The organism is Acidobacteriota bacterium (genome assembly GCA_028874215.1).
Lineage (GTDB): Bacteria > Acidobacteriota > UBA6911 > RPQK01 > JAJDTT01 > JAJDTT01.
Genome location: JAPPLF010000077.1, coordinates 1 through 22,271, shown reverse-complemented (window position 1 = coordinate 22,271; position 22,271 = coordinate 1). Strand labels below are relative to the sequence as shown.

Sequence of the window (22,271 nt, the reverse complement as noted above, 5' to 3'; positions counted from 1 at the left end):
ACTCCAATGAAACAATAGAACACACAGGAAACGGCCGCTGAAATGAAGAGGTTGCTCCAAAAATCCGATCTGGTCAATTTTCTCCGTGCAGGGGGCGTGGACCAGACCCGCCTCCTGATGATGCACAGCTCTCTTCACAGTCTGGGCCGGGTCGAAGACGGCGCCGAGACCGTGATCGACGCCGTCTTGGAGGTCCTCGGAGAGGACGGCACGCTGATGGTCCCCACCTTCAACTACGTCCTGGAGATGGACGTATTCGATCCCGCGACCGTACATTCCCAGACCGGCCTAATCACCAACACCCTTCGCAAACGCCCGGACGCCGTGCGAAGCCTCCATCCCACCTATTCGGTGGCCGCCATCGGCCGTCAGGCCGCCGAATTCACCCGGGAACACTGGAACGCGGAATCCACGGGCATCGACTCACCCATCGACCGGATCGCCCGGGCCGGCGGATTCATCCTGCTGCTGGGTGTGAAACACGATACCGACTCCACCATGCACGTCGGCGAGGCTTACGCCCAAGTTCCCTACCGGGGCGTCCCCTACGATCCCAACTTTCCCCGATCGGCCCCGGTGAGGACGCCTTCCGGCGAGGTGGTGAACGTGGACCTGAACGACGAGCCGGGCTGCAGCACCGGATTTGGCGTCATCGAGATGCCCCTCAGACAGAAGGGTTTGATCCGGGACTTCAAGATCGAGGCCGCGAAGTGCCAGTTGGTGAGAGGCTTGGACGTCATCGAGACCACGATGGAAATCCTCAGGGAACGGTCCGACGCCCTGCTCTGCTCCAATCCCTGTTGCTATTTTTGCACTCACGCCCGGAAGAAGACGGACCTTCACCCGAGATCTGGGGAATGACCGGGATGGCGACTCACGGTTCGGCCCGGCCGACGATCGCGACTCCCTTGGGGAGGGCCTGTCGCCGTACCTTCCTGAAAGCAATGGGGCTGGCCATGGCGCCGGCCTGGCCTACCCTGCGCGCCTCCCCGACTCCACCACCGACTGAATCCCCCACATCGGACTGGCTCACCCCGGTGGAGCGCTTCTTCGTCCGGAGTCACCTGGGGACTCCTTCCATCAATCGCGATGAATGGCGACTTGCGGTGGACGGAAACGTCCTCCGGCCACGGGAGTGGACGTGGTCTCAGCTCCGAGATATGGAGCAGGAATCCCGCACCGTCACCGTAGAGTGCGCCGAAAACCTCCCCGGTGGTTCATTGGTGGGAAACGCCCAGTGGCGGGGCGTGCCCCTGGCCCGGCTTCTTGAGGAGGCCGGCGTCGAGGATGACGCCCAAGAAGTCGTCCTCGAGGGCGCCGACCGGGGCCTGGACGAACTGGAGATGGTCCCCGTGACCTATGCGCGAAGCCTGCTTCTGGAGGACGCCGTGGCTGCCGGGACTCTCGTCGCTCTGGAGATGAACGGTCAGCCCCTGACCCCGGAGCACGGCCATCCGGCCCGGGCCATCGTCCCCGGCTGGTATGGAATGGCCCACGTCAAGTGGCTGACACGAATCCGGGTGGTGGCCGAGCCGTTCCGGGGTTTCTACATGGCCAAACGCTACTTCACGGCCCGGCGCCATCCCAACACGGGAGAACCGGTCTTGACTCCGGTGACGCGCATGGGCGTAAAGTCCCAAATTGACTCCCCCGTCGACCGCGAGACCCTGAGTCCCGGTTCTCACGTCGTCCGGGGCCGGGCTTGGGCCGGATGCCGGACCGTCGAAAGGGTCGAGGTCAGTAGCGACGGGGGCAGGTCTTGGACCCGGGCCGAACTCCAGGACACACCTAAACCATGCGCCTGGGTCCGTTGGCACCACACCTGGGAGCCTTCCCGGACCGGTCCATATGCGCTACAGGTCAGAGCCTTCGATGATCACGGCCAGACCCAACCGCCACAGGAAGACCTGGGCCGGATCAACCGCTACGACAACCGCTGGATACAAACCGTCCGCTGCACCGTCAGACGCCGCGATCAAGCCGATGCCATCAGCCCCCGCGGAGCGAGTCGGTGGGCCTGATCCAGATCGTTACAGACCGTCTCCTGGCGGCTCGACGTCCATTTCTCATCGCCGCATTGGTGTCGCTCGCTCCGGCATGGGGCCATTCTGGCCAAGTCACCTTCGTCGACCGGGCCACTCCGGCAGGCGTCATCCTGGAAGACCTCTCGGGGGGACCCAAGAAAGACGCCCTGTTGGAAACTCTCGGACACGGTGCCGCCTGGTTCGACTACGACAGAGACGGCTGGGTGGATCTGTACCTGGCCAACGGGTCTTCCCTGGACAAGATCCGCGGACGGGACCCGGAGCCGCCTCCAGGAGGCGCGCTCTATCGGAATCGCGGCGACGGGACCTTCGAGGACGTGACCCGCCGTGCCGGTGTATCCGGGGGCGACCTCTGGGCCATGGGGACCGTGGCCGCCGACATTGACAATGATGGAGACCTCGATCTGTTCGTCACCGGCTACGGACGGAATCTCCTCTTCCGGAACCAGGGAGATGGAACCTTCCAGGAGTTCTCGGAGGAAGCCGGGGTCCGGGGTGGCGGGTGGTCCGCCGGAGCCGCCTTCGGCGACTACGATCGGGACGGCTTCCTGGATCTCTACGTAGCCCGGTATGTGGAGTTCTCGCCGGAGAGCTATCCCACCGCATGCCTCTTTTCCGGTCTGCGCGTCACTTGCGGTCCGCGGCGCTACGCGGGGAGCCCCGACCTGCTCTATCGCAACAACGGCGACGGCACCTTCCAGGACGTCTCCATCTCTGCAGGCATCCGGAGCGGTGAGCCCTACAACGGCCTCGGCGTCCTCTTTCTGGACTACGACAACGACGGCCTCCAGGACATCTACGTAGCCAACGACGCCACTCCGGCCAACCTCTGGCGCAACAACGGCGACGGCACCTTCACCGACAACGCCGTGCTGGCCGGATGCGCCTTCAGCGAGGACGGCCGGGAACAGGCCCGGATGGGGGTCGACGCCGGCGACTTCGACCACAGCGGACATCTCTCAATTTTCACGACCAACTTCTCCGGCGACGTCAACACGCTCTTCAAGGCGAATCGCGACGGAACCTTCTCGGACCGCACGGGTCCGCTGGGACTCGGCGCCCCCAGTCTGCTCCACCTGGGCTGGGGAGCCGGTTTCATCGACTACGACAATGACACCTGGCTGGACCTGTTCATGGTCAACGGCCATCTCTACCCCGAGGCGGAGCGGCTCGACTACAAGTACCTCCAGACCAAGCTACTGTTCAGAAACACTGGAGCCGGCCACTTTATCGAGGTCACCCGGGAGGCGGGGGCGGCCCTGACCCGTCCCAACGGCGGGCGGGGAGCCGCTTTCGCCGACTACGACAACGACGGGGACCTGGACGTGGTGGTGACCAATATCGACGGGCTGCCCGAGTTGTTGGAGAATCGGGGTGGCAACCGGCGAAATTTCATCTCCTTCCGTTTGATGGGAACTCGAAGCAACCGGGACGGCGTCGGAGCGCGGATTCAAGTCCAAACCGGTGACGTCCGGCAAATGAGGGAGGTCCGTAGCGGCGCCAGCTTCATGTCTCACAACGATCTCCGAACCCACTTCGGCCTGGGAGACGGTCTTGTTGCCCAGGTGACAATCCGATGGCCGGATGGCCGGGTCCAGGAGCTTCCCAATTTGGAAGCCAACCACTTCTACACGGTGCAGGAAACAAAAGGAGTGATCCAAAAGAGGCCGGGGAAGGACCGATGACTCGAATCGATAGGAGCGGGGGTTTCCAGCCGCCGATTCCGAGAATATGGGGGACAAGAAAGTCCCCCCTCCTATGCGTGCTCATCCTGGGAGTCCTGGGCCCCACAGGTTTCGCCCAAACGACGGAGGAAAGGCTGGCTGAGGTCTATTCCCTGCTTCGTTCCGAGTCCTATGCCCAGGCGGCGCGCTCCCTGGAGGCCCTGATTCAGACGGCCCCGCCTGATGCCTCGCTCCAGAACCTTCTGGGAACCACCCGGGAGAGAGCGGGAGAAACGGCCCGGGCTCCCTCCTGTTATCTGCGCGCCCTGCAACTGCGCCCCAACTGGTCCACCGCCCGGTTGAACCTGGCGCTCGCCTATCTCCGCTTGGGACAAAGCTCGGCCGCCGCCGGACAGTTCGCGCGTCTGGTCCGATCCACGGCTCCGGCAACACCGGCCGTGAGCTTTTTCCACCAAGCTCCCATCGGGGAGGAATTGAAGCAATTTGCCGCAACACTGCGGTCGGAAGAGCACGAATTCCTCTCATTGGGGGGTGTTTTCCTGGTCCACGAGCTTCCTGAAGCTGCGTCGGCGGTCTTCTCCGCCGGCATCCAGGCCAATCCGGTCTCGCCTCTGCTGCAGGACGCCCTGGGACGCACCTGGCTCAAGATGAAACGCTTCCGGGAGGCGGAAACGGCCTTCGCCCGAACCCTGGAGCTGGACCCGGACGCCGAGGGCGCCTGCCTTCACCTGGGGTATGCCCAGGCCTCACAAGGACGAGTTGAACCCGCGCGGGAAACCTACGCCGAGTGCGTCCGTCAGGACCCGGACGATTACGCCGGCCACTACTTCCTGGGATCGACGCTGCTGGACCTGGACCGGCCCCAGGAGGCCATCTCCAAGCTGGAGGGAGCGCTACGGCTCAACCCGCGCTCGGTCAACTCCCGCCTCTTGCTGGGAAAGGCATTCGCCGCCGCTGGGAGGGACCAAGACGCTCTGGCCGCGTTCCTTGCAGTCGTGGACCGGGAGCCGGACCACGAAGCAGCCCTGTTTCACTTGGGGACCTTGCACCGAAAGCTGGGCCAGTCGGAGGAGGCCCGGAAGATCCTGGACCGGTTCCAAAAGGTCAAGGCATTCGAGCGGCAACGGTCGCGGCGGGCTCTCTTGCCCGGCTCGGTCCAGGTTGACCCCAGAGAAAGCTCCCGGGTGGCCCGGGCGGTGAACCGGTTCTATCTCCGTTACAAGCAGGCTTTGCTTCACGGCAGGTACCGGGAGATCTGGGACCTGCTGACGCCGTCTTCACAGGCTCTCTACGGCGACTTTCAGAGCTTCCGGTCCATTGCCTCATCCGTCTACGGCGACGGCCGGTCGAGAGACCGGATCGCGGGCAGCCGAATCCGGGACGGCAACACCCTGGGAAAGAGGATCTTCTGCCAACTGGTCACGGCGTGGGGCGAGCCGCTGCCGCTCCTGGTCCTGGTGCGCCAGGGTGATGAGCTGAAGATCGACCATGCCTTCGATCTGAGCTTGGCAGGGGTTCGCACCCTGGGAGGCCGGGCTCCAACCGCTCAGTAAATTCCGGTATCCCGATCAGGGGATACGGAAGATCACTTCTTTCAGATGAGTGGAGTATTGGGCCCGGAGGCTCTGGTACTTCCCCCTATGGCGTGAGGCCGCTTCCGGCTCGTCCAGGCGAGTGTAGACCTGGGCCAGCTTGAAGTGGGCGGCCGCGTGTTTGGGATCCAGGGACAGGACACGGTTCAGCAGGAGTTCCGCTTTCCGGTAGTCGTTCCTGAGCCACAGGATCTGGGCGCGGTAGTAAAGCGCCTCGATCCGCTCAGGGTCTTCCCGGAGGACCCCGCCGAAGGGTTCCCAGGCCGCTTCCGGCGAACCGCTCTTGTAGAGGTTGATTCCGTAGCGATGGGTGGCCTCCAGATGATCCGGTTCCCGCTCCAGAACCTTCTCCAACTGGCGGACGGCCTCGCGGTGCCGGCCCTGCATCTCGTATCCGATCCCCAGCAGGTAGTACGGGTGCGCCCGCTCCGGATGCATCCGGATCGTCCTTTCCAGCAACGGAACGGCCTTGGCGAGGCGGCTGGAGGTGAGATAGCCGTAACCCAGCGACTGGAGCAGTTGCCCGTCGCGAGTCCCCAGTTCCAGGGCCCGCTCCAGGTGTGGGAGGGCCGCCTCCGATTGTCCCTGTTGCAGGAGAAAAAGGCCCAGAAGCCTGAGGCCGGGACCGTTGTCGTGGGCCAGCGCTGCAACCTGCCGGGCACGCTTCAAACCCTGGTCCTTCTGGCCGCTTCGGAAGAGGATCTCGGAGAGCAGGAGCAGTAATTCCGGATCGCCGGGAGCCGACTTCTCGGCTCTAAGAGCCGCCGGCAGAGCCGCCCGCAGATCGTCTCGGGCCAACAGGACCCGCGCACGCCCGGCCCAAGCCGCCGAATGGTTCGAGTCCAACTCCAGGACCCGATCGAAACAAGCCAGGGCCTGCCGGTGCTGTCCCAGAGAAAGCAGGGCGTAGCCCAGGTTGCTCCCGGCCGCCACGTGATCCGGGTTCAGGGCCAGCGCCCGCTCGAAGCTCCGGACGGCCTCCTGCACTCGACCCTGGCGCCGGAAAATGATCCCCCACAGATTCAGGGCCGCCGGCCAACGCGGAGCGGCGGCCAAGGCCAGGCGAACCTCCGCCTCGGCCCGGGAGAGTTCCCCCTGGGCCAACAGCTCACTGGCCTGCTGGTAATGACGCGCAGGATCCCCCTGTTCCTGGAGAACCGGATTGGGACCGGCGAGCAGCAAAAACAGCGCCGACACAACAAACGGAATCGGCAAGGCCTCTCCTCCCCCAACCGGGGCAGCGTTCAAAACGCCAAGACAAAAAAGGGGCGGGAGTCGCCTCCCGCCCCTCTTCTTTCAACGGATCGTTCCGGAAGGCTGTCCGGGACAGCCTCATCCAGAAACTAGAACATCCACTTGACGCTGAACATGACGCGCCGCGGCCAAGTCACGTCCGACCCGACAACGCCGAAGCTGCCGCTGGTGGGATTGGTGTTGGCATTCCCAAAGCTCGCATGGTTCAAAGCGTTCAGCAACTGGGCCTGGAAACGGATCTTGTGAGTGTCGTTGATGAAAGTGTCCTTGATGATGCTGAGATCCCAGAAATCAACGATGTCCGAACGCAACTGCGCGAAGCGGAGAGGAAAGGTCCGCTTGTGGGTCCCTTCCGGCGCGTCACTGGGATTGCGTACGAATCCGGCGTTGGTGTTGAACCACCGCTCCACCGTGCCACCGCCGCCAAGACGGTCGGGACTGAAGCTGTCCGTGGTGAAGACGTCGCCGAAGTTCAGCGGGAAGCCGCTCTGGAGCTGCCACACCGCCGAAACCTGCCAACCTCCGAACCGGCTGTTCTTCCCAAAGGGCAACTGGTAGATGCCGCTCAACTTGAAGTTATGGGGCCGATCGGAGCGGGCCACCACTTCGACGGGAACGGGATCGCTGGCGTTCAGGAACTGGACCGCCTCATGGAAGCGGGACCAGGTATAGCCGAGGCTGTAGCTGAATCCGCCGGAGAGGCGCCGTTCGAGACGGCTCTCGAAGGCGTGATACCAGGAATATCCCTGGTTGGTCTGATTCAACGTCACGCCTGAGAACTGCGGAAAGGGCCGGAGAAGCTGGCTGCGTGAAACCGTGTTGGTGTTGAGCCCAGTACCAGGCACCAGGCCGGCGAAGGGATTCGGCACCTGCGTGTTCAGGTAGGCGTGATTCGCATTGTTCCGCTCATTGGCCGAACTCAGGTACCGGTCCGGCAGGACGTTCAGATTTCGCCTGCCGATGATGCGAACACCTCGTGTCCCGACGTAACCCAACTCCAGCATGGTGCTGCCCAGCATACGCTGAACCGTGAGCGACCAGCGCTGGTTGTAGGGCACCTTCAGGTTGTTCTGGTTGAAGAAACTGACGCTCTGACCCAGGTTCGTCGCCAGTCCTCTGGCGTTGCCGATAGGCAGGCGAATCCCATCCGGAAACGGGTTGGCAAAGTCAGCCCGGAAAGTGAGCCCGTTGTCCAATGTCGGCACCAGATCCGTAGTTTGACTGTACCCGGTCAGAATGGGTGAAACGCTGTTCCCCAGGATCCCGATGGGCTGATGGAAGATGCCGTAGCCACCACGAATCACCGTCTCCTCGCCCAGTCGATAGGCGAAGCCGAAACGGGGAGCGAAGATGTTCGAGGGGACATTGTACAGCGCCCGCGGCGTATCTCCGACTCCGGCGTAGGTGATTCCGCCGTTCACGGCGAACTCACTGGCTGCGATCTCAGGAATGGGGTTCATGGCGTAGGCCGCCTGGGCAGCGGCCGCAATAGGACTGGCCGTGCCGAACGCGAACCCCCCCACGCTCCGGTTGTAGCGCTCGGTGAGCGGGCCGAAGTATTCCCAGCGGACACCGATGTTGAAGGTCAACTCAGGCGTCGCCTTCCAGTTGTCCTGGATGAACCAGGCGTAATAGTTGTGGTGGGCGGCGTAGTTGTCGTTCCGGTTGACGAAGCCCGCGGAGGGCTGTCCCAACAGATAGGCGGCAAACCCCTGCCCCTGGGCGCTGGGAGAGGTGTTCAGCGGGCCGTTGGTGAAGATGGACCGGAAACGGTAGACCGGGTTGGACCAGCGCTGATCGTTCCGGTTCAGATAATTGGCACGAGCCTCCACGCCCAACTTGACGTTGTGATTGCCCTCGTGGATGTCGGTGGACGCCTCTCCGAAGACATAGGTGGAGAAATCGAAGTTGTTCCGGGTCTCGTCATGAATTCCGCTGAATCCTTCGATCTGGATGTGAGGCAGAGCCGATTGAGCCGGATCGAGTTGAGCCTTGAGCGAATCGGCCAAGGGCAACGAGAAAATGTCGAAGGGCTCTCCCCGCGGGTGCAGGCTGTGGCTCTTGTGCACTCTGGGGTCGGATCCCCGGTTGTAGCCGCCGCGAAAATTCAGGATGACGTTGGGATTCAAGGTCCAGACATCGTCCAATCCGAAGGTCTCACGAATGATGGATTCGTGGAACCCGGTGGCGCCGTTGCCGTAGTAGTCCCTCCACTCCCCCGACCAGTTGTCGAGCTTGGTGTAGCTGCCGAAAATCCGGTTGGACGGTCCGAAGCTGTGGTCGACCCGCAGCGTCCACTGGTCCCACTGGGTGGGCGAAGAGGCAGTGGGCTCGAAATTGCTGCTGAAGTCGCTGCCACCCGATAGATTGGGTTCCGGGTAGTAGCTCATGAGCTGCGAGGAGATGGGGTGGATCCGATTGGAAGGGATCACGTTGTTTGGAAAAGGCATCCGGGAGAAGAACCCGTCCCCGGTGGCTTGGATGGTGGAGGGGTCGTAGATCTGGTACTCGGGCCCCACTGCCAGGAGGGCCGAGAAGTCACCCGCCCGCATGGCCGCCGTCGGTACCGTCCGGGCGCCGTAGAATTCCAGGGTCCGCTGGAAGGTGCGTTCCCAACTGAAGGCGAAATGGGTCTGATCCTGGAAGATGGGACCGTTCACCGCGCCCCCGGTGCGCCGGTACGCAGTATCGGACTTGGCGCCACCGGCCCGATTCACGAAAAAGGCATTGGCGCCCCACTCGCTCTCGCGGAAGAAGCCGTAGACCGATCCATGCCAGTCGTTGGTGCCGGACTTCAGGGTGACGTCCATGGTGGTGCCGTTGTGGTGTCCCCGGGCGGCCGTGTAGTCGTGGGCGATCCGGATTTCCTTGACCGCCTCTGCCGACGGAGCCGTCTGGGCCTGCTGGGCGCCACCGAAAATGGTCCCCACGTTGTTGATGCCGTTCAGGGTGAAGCCGACGGCGTTGCCCTGGCTCCCGTGGAAGTAGAAGCCGGTGGTGATGGACCACCCGGGCTCGTCCCACTTCCATCCTCCGCCCGGAGGGCTGGAGGCGCCGGGGGCCATGACCAGCAGGTGGCTCGGATTGCCCTGGGCCATGGGCAGAGTCTCGATCTGCTCGGCCTCGATCAGGTTGCTGAGGGTGGCGTTGGTCGACTGGAGCAGCGGCGCCTGAGCCTGGACCGTCACCTGCTCGGTGACCTCACCCACAACCATCGTGAAATCCAAGGTCGGGTCGTCACCGGTGCTCAGTTCCACCGGCTGGATCTGGGTCTGAAATCCGGGAAGCGACGCGGTCACCTCGTAGGGACCGGGCACCAGGAAATCAACCCGGTAGAGACCCGTGTCATTGGTGACCGTGGGATAGTCGAGACCGGTGGCCGTGTTCTTAGCGGTCACATTGACGCCGGGAATCACGCCCCCCGTGTTGTCCATCACGCGGCCATTGAGGCTCGCGTATGCTCCCTGGCCCCAGAGCGGCGCGGCAGCCAATGGCGCCAGGAGCATGACAACCAAGAGGATTTTCCACTTTCGCATTACTCAAAACCTCCTAATGCAGAAACAAACTTCGAGCACTTGGGATGCACGTCTGCGAAGAACTACCAGCCGCGCATTTTAGGGCATTCCGACCTTCGATTCAAATCCCGATGGAAAATAATTGCGCGACTGGTTCGAACCTTTTTCCGGACAAACAGGATGGGAACCCGAACTCTGGCCTGTTGAACAGGTGAAGTCTACAATGTCCCCCCGACGGGAGCGCGGGGAGGGGAACGGGGGTTTCCGACCGCCCGATTCCAATGGTCGCGCCAGTAGAACGCCTGGTTTTTCCAGGGTTAGGATTTTCGATTTGAAGACAGAAATGCTGCACACGCCTCCAGGAGTTCTCAGGAATGCTCGTACCGCGTGGACCCTGACCGGTCTGCTCTTCGTGCTGTTTTCACCACCGGGGTTACGGGCCCAGGAGGCCCCGGAACATGTTCCCGACCTCGCTGGCATGGTCCTGACGGTCAACGGCCCGGTAGACCCGGATTCTCTGGGCGCCACCATGGTGCACGAACACATCTTCATCAACCGGAACCATCCCAACCGGCCGGTGCCGACCACAGCCACGCGGGTCCGTTTCTATCTCAAGCCCTTGACCATGGACATGCTGGGAGCGGTGACCATGGGTTATCCGAATCGGGACAACCTGATCCTGGGGGATGAAACGACTGCCCTTCAGGAGCTGACGGACTATCGCAAACGGGGCGGTGGAACCCTGGTGGACGTGACCAGCATCGGCCTGGGACGGGACCCCGCGGCGTTACGGCGTGTTTCCCGGGCTTCCGGGGTGCATGTGGTCATGGGCACGGGCTGGGACACCCGCGCCTTGGATTCCCGCGACCTGGCGGATCGCTCTCTGAGCGAGTTGACCAGGGAAATCGTGCGTGACGTGACCGTGGGCGTCGGAAACAGCGGCATCCGATCCGGAATCATCGGCGAAGTGGCCACCGGCGGAGACTCTCTTACTCCCGTGGCGACCAAAGCGATCCGAGCCGCGGCCCGCGCCAGCCGCATCACCGGAGCCCCGGTCTCTCTGCACAGCGGCGGGAGCGGGAGCGAAAGCACGCATGCGATGCTGGACCTGCTGGCGGCGGAAGGGGCCGAGCTGGGGCGGGTCATCCTGGGACACTGCGACAACCTAGTTCGGGATCTGCCCTCCCTACTGGGTCTACTGAAGCGGGGGGTCTACGTGGAGTTCGACGGGATATCGGAATTCCACATGCTGCGGCAGGCGGCGACGGCGGCCCACGTTGGGGACGGTATCGTAAAACTGATCCAGCGCGGATACCTGGAGCGGATCCTCCTCTCCCAAAACGTGGACCAGAAGATCGACCTCAAGGCCTACGGAGGGATGGGCTACACCTTCGTCCTGGAAAAGTTTGTTCCCCACCTCAGGAACAAGGGCGTCGCTGAGGAGCAGATCCGGACCCTGATCTACGAGAATCCGCAGCGGATCCTGACCTTCGTTGCGCGCCGCCAGTAGGGACGGCCCTTTTGGCCTCCCTCTTTGCCTTCGTTATGCGGCAGGTGCGGTTTTTTGTCTCGTCTGAGAGCGAAGATTCGGCGGTTGGAAACCGCCGCTCCGCTTCGGCGGCAAGAAAGCCGCCGCCTATTCCACCTTGATGGAATAGAGCTTCGTGTTGCCCAGTACGAACTTCAGGCGGACCGGGCGGTCGCCGACGCCCGACAGATCGCGGCCCCTTTCCCAGGTGACCTTCTGGTAGAGGTCTCCGTGGTGCACGGGCGTGCAGTTGGAGGCCTCATATCCAGGCAGCGCATTCCCTCCCGTGTCCTGGACCTCGACCCGCACGTAGCCCCGAGCCGATGGATTCTTGCTGTAGAGCTTGCTGTAGAGTTCCTTGCCGCTGTCCCGCTGGAAGTTCGGCCGCATCTCGGTCATGGAGGACATGTTCACCGACAACGTGTTTCCCCCGAGCTTCAGCGGTGGAGTCAGGATCGAACCCTCGCTGGTGGCGTCGAAGGAGACGAACCCGTCCTGGCGCAATGTCCCCAGCCCGATCTGGCCGTTGTGGTCCCGGGAGGGAGCATTGTGCAGATTGGTGAAGCCGGAGTAGTAGATCCAGACCTTGCCGTCCTTCACGAAGGGACTGCTGGACGGGTAGACCATGCCGCTGTCGAAGGTGTCGTTGCGGTAGTTCCCGTCCGGCGCCAGCTTCATGAAGCGCCGGCGGCCCACGGAGCGCTCCCACTCGAGGCCATCCCGGCTGGAGACCAGTTGGGAGTCCATGAACTGGGTGTAGGTGTGGTAGATCCAGAGCACCCCCAGGTACTGGCCGGCGTATGGAAAGGCCGACAGACCGTAAAACTCGGTGTCGGGGGGATCATAGGGGTCCGGGTCCAGGACCTGCTGGGAATCCCTCCAATGGATGAAATCGTCGCTCACCAGGCGGGAGACCTTGCGGATCGGCCGGCTGATGGTCTTGTGGTAGAGCAGGTATTGGCCGCTGTCCGGATCCTGGGTTATCGAAAAGGTGTCGCCGGTCGCCCAGCAGGGCACCACCGGATTCTCCGGGTACTCGGTCCACTCCTTCCCATCGGGCGAGAAGGCCACCGAGATGCCGCATCGATCCATGTCATGGGTCTGCCAAAACAGCAGTTTGTAGCGCCGTTTCGGATCCGGATCCGAAGAGTCCTTCAGGAGAGCGTGGGTCCACCCCGACCACTTGAGGAAGATGTTGTTTTTCTTGGATCCCCTGAACTCCACCAGCCCAAGATCCGGTTTTTCCCAGGCGAGGCCGTCCCGGGAGGTGGCGTAGCAGAGGTAGTCTTCGACGTAGGGCCGTTTGTGGGTGCCGATGGTGTTGTACCACATCTTGAAGAGCTGCTCTTCCTCGTCCCAGATCACGGTTCCGGGCTGGAGCACGAGGTAGCCCTCCCAGGGCCGGTCCGGCTTCACCACCGGGTTCTCCCGGTGCTTGGTCGGGCGATTCAGGGAGCGCCAGACCCGGTCCGTCTCCGCCACCAGGCGATCGTCCACGAAGAGGTGGGTACCCGGTCCCACTTCGATGGGAGCCGGTCCCTGCTCTGCAGGTTCGGAAGTACAGGAAAGCGCGCCAAAAAGGCAGGCGACCAAAAGGAGCGTTGCGAATCTCCCCGGATTTTTCACGATGCATCCCCTCTCGAATTGAAAGTCAGTGGCACGGGCACAGGGTTAGACCGGCTCCCGTGTGAATTGAAAGGAAAACAGTTTGGCCCGTTGGACCTGGAACCGTACGCGGATCGGCTTCCCCTCCAGAGCGCCGACTTCGGCGTTTCCACGCCAGCTCACGGTGTGGCTGATTTTGTCTCCCCCGAAGACCCGGCAATCGTCCAGGCCGTATCCGGGCAGGGCCCGGCCGGTCTCCCCATCCAACAACGCCACCTTGACCGTCCCGTAGCCATCGCCTGCGTACCGGTCCCGCCCGGTGGCGTTGATGCGGAGGCGGTTGCCCTCGAAGACCAGGGGCCGCGTGGTCAGCGAGCCCGCGCCGGTGATGCTGACGAACCCGTCCAGACGAAGGATGGCCAGGCCGATCTGGCCTCGCTGCTGCTCGCCCCGCTGGTTGAAGACGTGCCGGCCGCCGAAACCCTCGTAGTAGATCCAGATCTCCCCCAGGTCCTCTCGAACGATGGGCGCCTGGACGGTGTAGCAAAGATGCTCGTCCCAGCTGCCCTCGGGACCGTTGGGCAGAAACACCCTACGGTCCCCGACCCGCTCGAAGCGGCGGGCGTCCCGGCTCCACAGCAGTTGAACGTCGATCCGGTCCACCCATGGGCTCCGGGCTTTGCCCAAATCGGTCCCGGCGGGAATTTGGCCCATCAGATTATGGTAGACCGAGGTGAAACCGACCAGCCCGCCACCATAAGGGAGCACCTCCAAGGTGTAGAAATCCCGGTCCCCGATGCGGTCGGCGGCGTCAGCATGAAAACAGAAGTACCGCTCTTCCGGCTCCTGCTTGTCGCTGGGACCGTCCCAGTCCAGGAAGTCCCGGCTGGCCGCCCAGGCCGCCGTCCGCGCCCGCGCACCCTCAGGATAGACGGGTTCCGGCTGAAACCAACGATCCAGTCTCGGGTAGGTCCTATGGTAGACCAGGTATTCGTTGGTCCCCGGATTCCAGATCGCGTTGTTGTTGGTATCGCTGTAGAAGGGAATGATGGGCCGGGAGACGGGATAGCGATGGAAGCGGATGCCATCGGCGGAATAACCGGGATAGAGCCCCCCCGCCCCGTCCTGTTTGCCTTGGAACACGATCTTGTACCGTTCCTGGGGCCTTCGGGCCGCCGGGTCCCGGAAAACGCCGAGGTTGCCGGGAGATGCGTCTCCCAGGAAGGGCAGTCGGATGAAATTGGTGTCGTACCCCAAGTAACGAACTTGGCCCAGCGGCGGTTTCCGCCAGTGGAGACCGTCCTCCGACTCGGCGTAGAAGATGAACTTCCGAACCGAACTTCCCAGGGGAGGCCACGGAATCATCCAGCCGTAGAACCGATAGAGCTTGCGTTCCGGGTCGTAGAGGACGGCTCCGGCGTCGCCCCCGTGGGACAGTCCTCCTTTTTGCTCCCAGTCCGTTCCCAACGGAATCACCGGATTGTCTCGGTACCGAACCGGCTGGTTCAGGAGCCGGAAGACTCGGGGCTCCATGGTCTCGACGACATGGTCGTCCAGGAAGAGCTGTCTCTCCTGACCGATCTCCAGGGGTGTTCTCGACGGCTCGGCGTGGACGGCGCCTCGGACCGGCGTCGGCAGCGCCGAGGCAGCCGCACCCCCGGATCCCAACAGTCTCAAGAAACTCCTGCGCTCCATATCCACTTCCCCCGTAACTGGGGCTCCTAAGGGCGATAGACAGAATACGAGATGCGCCTATCTGGAATAGTGCCCGAAGCGCACCGGGACCGCTTCAGTCTCCTCCTCTTCCAGCATCTCCCGATAGATCGCCTGCCCTTTCCGGAAGAGGTCTACGGTCTTTTGTTTCTCCCGCTCGTGGCTGAACTGGCCTCTGTCGTGGACGCGCTGGATCAAGAGATCGATCTGCTCGACGAAGAACTGGGCGGCGGCGTGGGAACGGACAGGCCGGTTCTTGAAGCTGAGGTATACGGGACTGGTATGGGCATAGAGGGCGGCGTCGTTGGGAAGAAGCCGGTGCGCCTCGCCCCGGACCCGGACCGCCATCCAGCAGCTGTCCGTGACCTCCAGACCCTTCCTCAAACGGACCCGCTTGCCCTCGTCACGCGCCTTTTCGGTCTCCACCACGCGCCCGTTGACCACCAGTTCGATGCTGGACATGGGAATGTGGGACTCGGCCTCGGCCTCCACCTTAACCTGGAGCGCCCCCTTCTCCCACGTAAACACCGAACCCGCCTCCCGGCCGTTCACTGTGAAGGTGACCATGGGGGCGTTGGTGGCAAAGCTCTTTCCCTCCAGATAGGCGTCGATCCAGTCGGAATAGTCGAGCCGGGGACCCGACTTCACATAGACCCGCCCCGCCCCCGGAATGAGATGGTAGGGCAGGTCGAGGTAGCTGTCGGTCCCGGCCGAGATGGGACAGCGGAATCCCGCGTTCAGAAGCTGGTACCAGTGGGCCGTGTTCTTCTCTTCGTCGCCCTGGCACATGACGTCTATGGTGTCCACGACTCCCAGGGCGATGTCCACCGGGTACTCGCTGGGGAGACCAGGGTGGACGTAGATGACGGCGGCGTTTTGCGCCTTGGCCTTGACGGCCTGGTAGTAGTTGGCCGGGTCGTCCTGGGGATGGGTGGTGCCGGGCCAGCCCACGAAGGCCGGCTCCACGAAGCTCTTGATCCTCAGAAAGCCCATGTGACCGTAGAGGCGCAGGTTGCGCATCTCTTCGTTCCAGTAGAGGATGTGCCGCTCTTCCGACAGCGCGTTGGGCCGGCCCTCCACGCGCTTGCGCTCGTAGACGTAACCGTCCTCGCTGTTGCAGGCCAGCATATGGGCCACGTTCAGATCTTCGGCCTTCACCACGAGGAGGACGTCCTTCGGCTTGATCCGATCGTCCGCGCCGGTGATGGGATCGTGGAAGAGATTGGCATGCAGGTGGGTGTCGCCCGACCACCAACCCTTGGCGCCCATGTCCCAGGTCCGTTTCAACCGGAACTCCACCTTCTTGGCCTGTCCCTTGGCGACCTGGACCTTTCGGGCCAACGGGGCGTATTCCAGGCCCTTGACCACCTCCAGAGAGACGGTCCCGGCCGGAACGCCCGCTTCGAAACCGCCGTCGGCATAGAAGTAATACTCGCCGCCATAGGGCTGACGGTAGTCGCCGTTGGTGATATGAGGCTGCGCTCCCGCGGGTGTGTACGACTTTCCATCGGGTCCGTTGAGATACACGCGGGCCTGGGTCGGCCGTCCGTTTTCATCCAGAACTCTGACCTTCACCGTCCCCGAGTCCCAGGCCCGGGTGGGAAGCGAAATCTCCTGCGACAAAGCTCCGGCATCGAGCTTCAAACCTACGGCGCCGCCGCTCCATCCTTCCAGTGAGACAGGGACGAACCAACCCAGACTCTGTCCCGCGCCCAGAGTTCGGAGTTCTTCCTGGACTTTCACACCCTCGGTCCCGCTACGGACCGTCACCTGGACCTGACCGGTTCCCGAATTTCTGACGACAAAGGGGACGGGAATCACCAGCGATTGCAGGAGATCCAAACGTTCGGGCGCCTGAAGGACTTCGATCCGGTCCGAGATCTCCAGTTTCACCAGTCGCGGACTCTCCAATTGCTGATAGGCGTCGCTCATCAGGTCGACCACGCCCTCCAAGGGCAGCGGGTTGTAGTTCAGATTGGCCCCCCATTCCTGGGCGTAGGTCTCTCCCTTGATGATGCGCTGAACCTTGAGGATGGAGGGCCGATTCGTATCCGACCACTGGAGCAGCCGGATGGCGAACTCTGCGGCGTCCCCCAGGTGGGGAGCCACCGGCTTGTTCATGACGTAGTTGCCCAACAGGGGGATCTGGGTCAGAGGAACCTCTTTGGTCTCCGCCCTGATCGAGCCGGAACCGGCGGCAAGAAGCAGTAGCAGGACGAACAGCGATGGATGCATTGGTTTTTCCATGAACAGGTGACCTTTGAAGCCCGAATCCGGCCCGGATTCTAGCAGTCCGGGGCCAAAGTCACCACGGCATTGACCGGAAGTGGCGAAGGAAAAATCGCGAACGGTTCGGTTGAACCGCTCCGTGGCATTGCCCGTTTCTCACCAGATAACCGGCCAGATACGGCGCAGCATGATCAGAACGGCATCGACTCCATTAGCGTCCTACCGGGTTTGCCTCCGGGGTCTCACCACACCCCCGGGCAGGTCACCATCCGTTCTGTCACTCCTCCTGCGTTATCGAGAGCTCGGAGATCGTCCAACTGGAGCTGTCCTCGATCATGTTCGCGGAGAAAACGATCGAATACTTGTTACCCGACGGTGTGTTCAACACAGAGTCAGCAGGTAAGCTGACGTTGCTGGAACCACAACTCTGGAAACCACTGCTGATAAACAGACAACCCTTCTCCGATCCGAAGAATTCGCCGACGGCAAACCGGCCAAACGTATTGCCCGCGTCGGGAGTCCCTTCGGGGAACTGAAGGGCGCATTCGCTTCCGGATTGGATCGTGCTACCGGCAGCGCACACCTGGCTCGTGTCGTCATCTTCATCATCGGAAGGAATATCCGCCAAGCGCCAACTGGCATTTCCGCTCTCTCCGTCGATGCAACTGTAGGTGAACGTTCCCGACGTTTCGGAAGCGAACGTCAGTTCGAAGGTGCAGCGATCGCCGTCGTCATAATTCAGCGTCAACGTTCCCGTATTCGAACCTGAATTCCGATACGTATAGTCTCCGGGATAGACGTCCGACTCCTCGGTTTCCTCGAAGCGGCCGGGACGGATGAAATCGATGTGGTAGTCCGGATAGCTCGTCAACATGCGCTTGCCAACGAAGACTTCGTTGAACGCGTCTTGATCGGCGGGAGCCAGCGATGCTGGCGGCTCGGTCACGGTGACGGTCGTTGAGTCCGAGGCGGTCTGTCCGTCGGCTCCGCGGACGGTGATGCGGTAGGTCGTCGTTCTGGTGGGGGAAACTCGCCGCGATCCGGAGGTCGGGACCGTGCCGATCCCTGGCGTGAGGGACGCGCTGGTCGCGTTGGTGGATGACCACCTCAGGGTCGCGCTCTGGCCCCGCTCGATGGACGTGGGCGATGCCGACAGGCTCACCGTCGGGGCCGTCCGAGGCACTTCGGGGCGGGTCCCGCCCTTCACCGGCACCACCGGGAGCGTCGTGAAGATGCCGTTGTCGAAATCCATCTCCAAGGCAACCCCGGCGAACCTTCCCCCGACCGGCGCCAGGCACCTCACTGAACCCACGAACTCCGACGTGCCTGCGCCGGCGAAGATCTCATCAATGAACCGGGCGGTCTGCCCCCCTGCGTCCAACGGGATATCTACGCTTTCCAGCGCGGAGCCTCCCCGCATCAAGTTGCAGGACACCGTCATTTCTTCCGCGGTCAGGTTGCGGAGCGCCACGCCGGTATTGATGCCTCCCGCTTGGCGGCGAGCCGGGAAGAGGGCGTCAGCGACGGGTTCGCTGGCCCCAACCCCCGCCACTCCCGCACCTGGGAGCGTAAAGCGAAGGACCCCGCCGATCGGCCCGTCCGATATCACCCGCACCGATCCCACCACGACATCCCCCCGGCCGTGGGTCGAAATCGTGAGATCTCCCAATGGCGGCAGCGCCTGACGCGCACGAAGGCCTCCGTCCGGACGTATCTCCAGGCTGTTTCCGGTATCCACCACTGAATCCGGCTCTATCCCATTGCCATCCTGATCAAAAAAGTAGAGGGTGGGACGGATCCGCTGGGTCGAGACGTTCAACAACACCACATCGGAGGTGATGGACGAACCATTGGCGAAATGGGCAAACTCCAGAGAGGTTTCCCCGTTTCCGGCTCCCGTCTGGTCCACAGCCACCACCGGCAGAGTTGTGAAGATGCCGTCGTTGGCATCCATCTCCAAGGCTATCCCGGCGAACCTTCTCCCTTCAGGCGCGGTGCACCTCACTGATCCCACGAAATCGGACGTGTTCACGCCGGGGAAGATCTCATTGATGAACTGCGCGGTCTGCCCGCCGGCGTCCAGCTGGATCTCCTCGTCTTCCAGCACGGAGCCCCTCCGCATCAAGGAACAGGACACCGTCATCCCGTCCGATTCCAGGTTGCGCAGCGCCACTCCGGTGTTGACGCCTCCCGCTTGGCGGCGCGCGGGGAAGAGGGCGTCATTGAGGGGTTCACTGGCCCCGACTCCCGCCACTCCTATGCCGGGCGCGTCAAAGCGCAGCACCCCGCCGATGGATCCGTCCGCTGTCACCCGCACCGATCCCACGACAAGGTCCCCCCGGCCGTGGGTCGAAATCGTCAGCTCTTCCAGCGGCGCCATCTCGGTTCTTACGCTCAAAGCTCCGTTTTCAAGCACCTCCAAATCTCGAGTGATCTCCACCAGCGATCCGGCGTCAATCCGATTGCCTTCGTCATCGGCAAAGTAGAGGGTGGGACGGATCGGCGTGGCCGCAACGTTCAACAACACCACGTCGGAGCTGATGGAAGAACCATTGGCGAAATGGGCAAATTCCAGCGCGAAGTCCTCGTCGATGAACTGTCGGATCTGGGGGTAGAAAGCCGAAAAGCGCGTGTAGATGTCACGAGAAGGACGGGTCGGACAGGCAGACCCAACGTCGCCGCCGCTCAGTGCCCCCACGAGGGTTCCAGGGCTGCCGAAGATGGCGGACCCGGAAGAGCCCCCTTCCGTGTAGCCCTGTCCCAATGGGTAGGAGACGTTCAAGTAGGTATCGTCGGAAAAGCCGAACCCTGGGTCGGGAATGGCCTCACCGAAGGAAATCCGCTTGAATTCGCCCCAATCACTTGCAGGATGGTGAATGCCGGCGACCTGCGCGCCGACAGGTTGCGGGTCCGCGTCCCAGCCTTGGAACATCACGCCGTCCGGCAGATCGCCTTCGAGCCGCAGCAGCGTCATATCGCCCTCGGGCTGCCCGATTTCAGAGTGCCCTGTCGTGGCGAGCAGACGCGCCCCCTCGGTACGCGGCACGCTCCGTATATCCGGGGGTTCTCCGTTGCAGGTTCGTGTCTGGTAAAACCAAGCCGCCGTCACGCTACGCGCTTCCGCCTCGGTTTGCACACAGTGGGCCGCCGTCAGGAAGAAGGGCGTGAAGTCCTGCCGGCTGTTGTTCAGCACCGTACCCGAGCAGGCTCGGGTGCGGCCTTCGCTCGTCTCAATGAATATTCTCGCGACTCCAGTCGCGGCACTCGCCCATTCCGAGTGGCAGGTCACATCCAGGTGACAGTCCACCGCGTCCGTATCCACGGTCGCCGTGATCGTACCCTCGGCGACGGCGCCCGTATCAAAAACAACGATGGAGACGAAGTAGGTTCCGGCTCGAAGCGGCGGGTCGGAGCGCCGGGTGATACCGATTCGTTCGTCACCCGAGGGGTCGCGGGATCCGTGGTCAAAGACGAGTCTTCCATCCTGAATGCCGTTGTCTTCGCCGTGGCGGAGAACCAGAGCCACATCGGCATCGGATTCCAGGACAAGGGTTACAAGAGTGGCGGCCTCGGGAACCTCCAGCCGGAACGAGCGATTCCCCGCGAACAGGGTCGGGTTGTCAACCGGACCCAAACGGAAGTCGGACGGTTGCCCGGGCGTGAGCGGTCCACCGCCGATCGGCTCCGGATCCTCTCCGTCATCGTCCCGTTCCACTTCCGCGGTGAGCGTGCATTCGGCTGTGACGCCGGTATCATAGAGAAGTACCGAGACAAAGTAGGCCCCGGCTTGAAGCTGCGGGTCGGAATCAGGGGTAATGACGATCTCCTCGTCGCCCGTGTCTCCCCGCGAAGCGTAATCATAGACAACCCTCCCATCCTGAACTTCGTTGTCCTCGCCATAGCGGACGTACAAATCCACGTCGACCTCGGAATCGGCAGATTCCAGCGTGAATGTGACTTGGGTGGCATTGTCGGGAACCTCCAGCCGGAACGAGTTGTCTCCGGTGAATATTGTCGGGTTCTCAACCGGACCTATCCGGAATTCGACGGGACGCCCGGGCGTGAGCCTCCTTGCCGCTTTCGCGCGTGGCGTTTCTAGGGAGGTGGACCGCTTGACCGGCTGTTTCGGCTTGTCCAGCAACGACGACCCCGACCCTGTTCCCGCCGCAGCCTCGATCGGACCAGCAAACAATCGTTTTTCCCATTCCGGGCGGTCTGAATTTGCCGCCGTTTCCACGCCGGTTCCGAAGGCGTCGTCCCAGATATGGCTGATGGCGACAATTTGAAACGGCACGGCTTCGTCCGCCGCCGGCTCACCCGGCAGATATTCGATTGTCAGGCTATCGCCGAAAACGATGCCGCTCCAGAAGTCTCCGTCCCCGTACTGGCCCGAACCGCTGTATGGCCCCACGATCTGACCGCTCTCCGAGTGAAGCCAGAGACGGCCTGCCCCGACGGCGAAATCCTGAAAGTGGATTCGCATGGCGCGAGCACTGGGAGAGGACACCTTCAGGCGCCAGACGGGTCCGGCCGAGGTCGATTGCCACGCTCCCTCGGCGGTTGTCTTGACGGTCTCCCCGGAGAAGTTCAACCGGACCGCGCCCGGTGGCAACTGACGGTGAACGCCGATTACGGGAGGCTGGCCCCGTTGCGTCTGCAAACGCTGCAAATCGTCCGGGCCCAGTGGTGGCAGAGTAGCCGTGGCGGGCAATGGAAGGCTCAGTCGCAGGCTGGGTGGTCTGACCGCTTCCACCTTCGAACGCCGTTGTTCTTCCAGAACCAGGGGCCCGATCCGTTGGCCCCAGCCCGGCGGCGACAGCATGGCAAGTGTCAGGACCAGGAATATTCCCCGGCGCCATAACACCGGTGAAACTGCGGCACTCACCCAGGTTGTGGATTCGTCAGGCTTCCCTTTGAACATGGTTCTCTTCCCCTTGGAAGCTGTCCGAAAACAGGGCTGTCACGGACGCTGTTCTTCGATCGGTTGGCATCGCGCATGGAACCGGATTACCCGAGTGATACACACCGCCAAGTCCCTGTCGATCGGCCGCTGATCATCATGGATCTCCTCTTCCTCTTCCTCTTCGGAATAAGACAATTTGTTT

General features: G+C 62.7%; 11 protein-coding genes. 5 read left to right on the top strand and 6 right to left on the bottom strand.

The window, feature by feature from the left end; all coding sequences use genetic code 11:
- Positions 1-42 precede the first annotated feature (42 nt).
- The 4 genes from OXT71_15060 to OXT71_15045 are packed head-to-tail and all read left to right on the top strand — an operon-like array spanning position 43 to position 5,283.
- On the top strand, positions 43-861 hold the full coding sequence (locus OXT71_15060) for an AAC(3) family N-acetyltransferase (GenBank protein ID MDE2927713.1): 819 nt from the start codon (positions 43-45) through the stop codon (positions 859-861).
- Positions 862-866: 5 nt separating this feature from the next.
- Positions 867-2,021 (top strand): sulfite oxidase, encoded by a 1,155-nt coding sequence (locus OXT71_15055; protein MDE2927712.1) that lies wholly within the window; start codon positions 867-869, stop codon positions 2,019-2,021.
- Positions 2,012-3,730, top strand: coding sequence for a CRTAC1 family protein (locus OXT71_15050; protein MDE2927711.1), 1,719 nt, complete (start codon positions 2,012-2,014; stop codon positions 3,728-3,730). Before OXT71_15055 ends, OXT71_15050 begins: the two co-directional genes overlap by 10 nt.
- A complete protein-coding gene (locus OXT71_15045; protein MDE2927710.1) occupies positions 3,727-5,283 on the top strand; it encodes a tetratricopeptide repeat protein in 1,557 nt (518 codons plus the stop codon). Before OXT71_15050 ends, OXT71_15045 begins: the two co-directional genes overlap by 4 nt.
- A gap of 15 nt (positions 5,284-5,298) precedes the next feature.
- Here the strand turns inward: OXT71_15045 and OXT71_15040 are convergent, their stop codons facing one another.
- Together OXT71_15040 and OXT71_15035 are read right to left on the bottom strand one after the other, a co-directional pair.
- Entirely contained in the window at positions 5,299-6,537 is a 1,239-nt protein-coding gene (locus OXT71_15040) for a tetratricopeptide repeat protein (protein ID MDE2927709.1), read from the bottom strand.
- Between the two features lie 128 nt (positions 6,538-6,665).
- Positions 6,666-10,112 (bottom strand): carboxypeptidase-like regulatory domain-containing protein, encoded by a 3,447-nt coding sequence (locus OXT71_15035; protein ID MDE2927708.1) that lies wholly within the window; start codon positions 10,110-10,112, stop codon positions 6,666-6,668.
- A gap of 310 nt (positions 10,113-10,422) precedes the next feature.
- Between OXT71_15035 and OXT71_15030 the strand changes: the two genes are divergently transcribed.
- Positions 10,423-11,601: a hypothetical protein gene (locus tag OXT71_15030; GenBank protein ID MDE2927707.1), complete on the top strand. Its 1,179-nt coding sequence runs from the start codon at positions 10,423-10,425 to the stop codon at positions 11,599-11,601.
- 126 nt (positions 11,602-11,727) lie between these two features.
- On the opposite strand, the gene OXT71_15025 is transcribed toward OXT71_15030, so the two are convergent.
- The 4 genes from OXT71_15025 to OXT71_15010 form a co-directional block, all read right to left on the bottom strand.
- Positions 11,728-13,245 carry a hypothetical protein gene (locus OXT71_15025; protein ID MDE2927706.1) on the bottom strand — a complete coding sequence of 506 codons (1,518 nt, stop codon included), beginning with the start codon at positions 13,243-13,245 and terminating at the stop codon, positions 11,728-11,730.
- Between the two features lie 45 nt (positions 13,246-13,290).
- Entirely contained in the window at positions 13,291-14,901 is a 1,611-nt protein-coding gene (locus tag OXT71_15020; GenBank protein MDE2927705.1) for a hypothetical protein, read from the bottom strand.
- Between the two features lie 75 nt (positions 14,902-14,976).
- On the bottom strand, positions 14,977-17,172 hold the full coding sequence (locus tag OXT71_15015; protein MDE2927704.1) for a CehA/McbA family metallohydrolase: 2,196 nt from the start codon (positions 17,170-17,172) through the stop codon (positions 14,977-14,979).
- Positions 17,173-17,443: 271 nt separating this feature from the next.
- The gene (locus OXT71_15010) at positions 17,444-22,087 is read right to left on the bottom strand and encodes a PPC domain-containing protein (GenBank protein ID MDE2927703.1); all 4,644 of its coding nucleotides are present in this window, start codon (positions 22,085-22,087) and stop codon (positions 17,444-17,446) included.
- Positions 22,088-22,271 lie beyond the last annotated feature (184 nt).

Bases quoted from the DNA above. Each gene is read 5' to 3' on its own strand.
- OXT71_15060 (MDE2927713.1), top strand. From the start codon at position 43: ATGAAGAGGTTGCTCCAAAAATCCGATCTGGTCAATTTTCTCCGTGCA.
- OXT71_15055 (MDE2927712.1), top strand. From the start codon at position 867: ATGGCGACTCACGGTTCGGCCCGGCCGACGATCGCGACTCCCTTGGGG.
- OXT71_15045 (MDE2927710.1), top strand. From the start codon at position 3,727: ATGACTCGAATCGATAGGAGCGGGGGTTTCCAGCCGCCGATTCCGAGA.
- OXT71_15035 (MDE2927708.1), bottom strand. From the start codon at position 10,112: ATGCGAAAGTGGAAAATCCTCTTGGTTGTCATGCTCCTGGCGCCATTG.
- OXT71_15015 (MDE2927704.1), bottom strand. From the start codon at position 17,172: ATGCATCCATCGCTGTTCGTCCTGCTACTGCTTCTTGCCGCCGGTTCC.
- OXT71_15010 (MDE2927703.1), bottom strand. From the start codon at position 22,087: ATGTTCAAAGGGAAGCCTGACGAATCCACAACCTGGGTGAGTGCCGCA.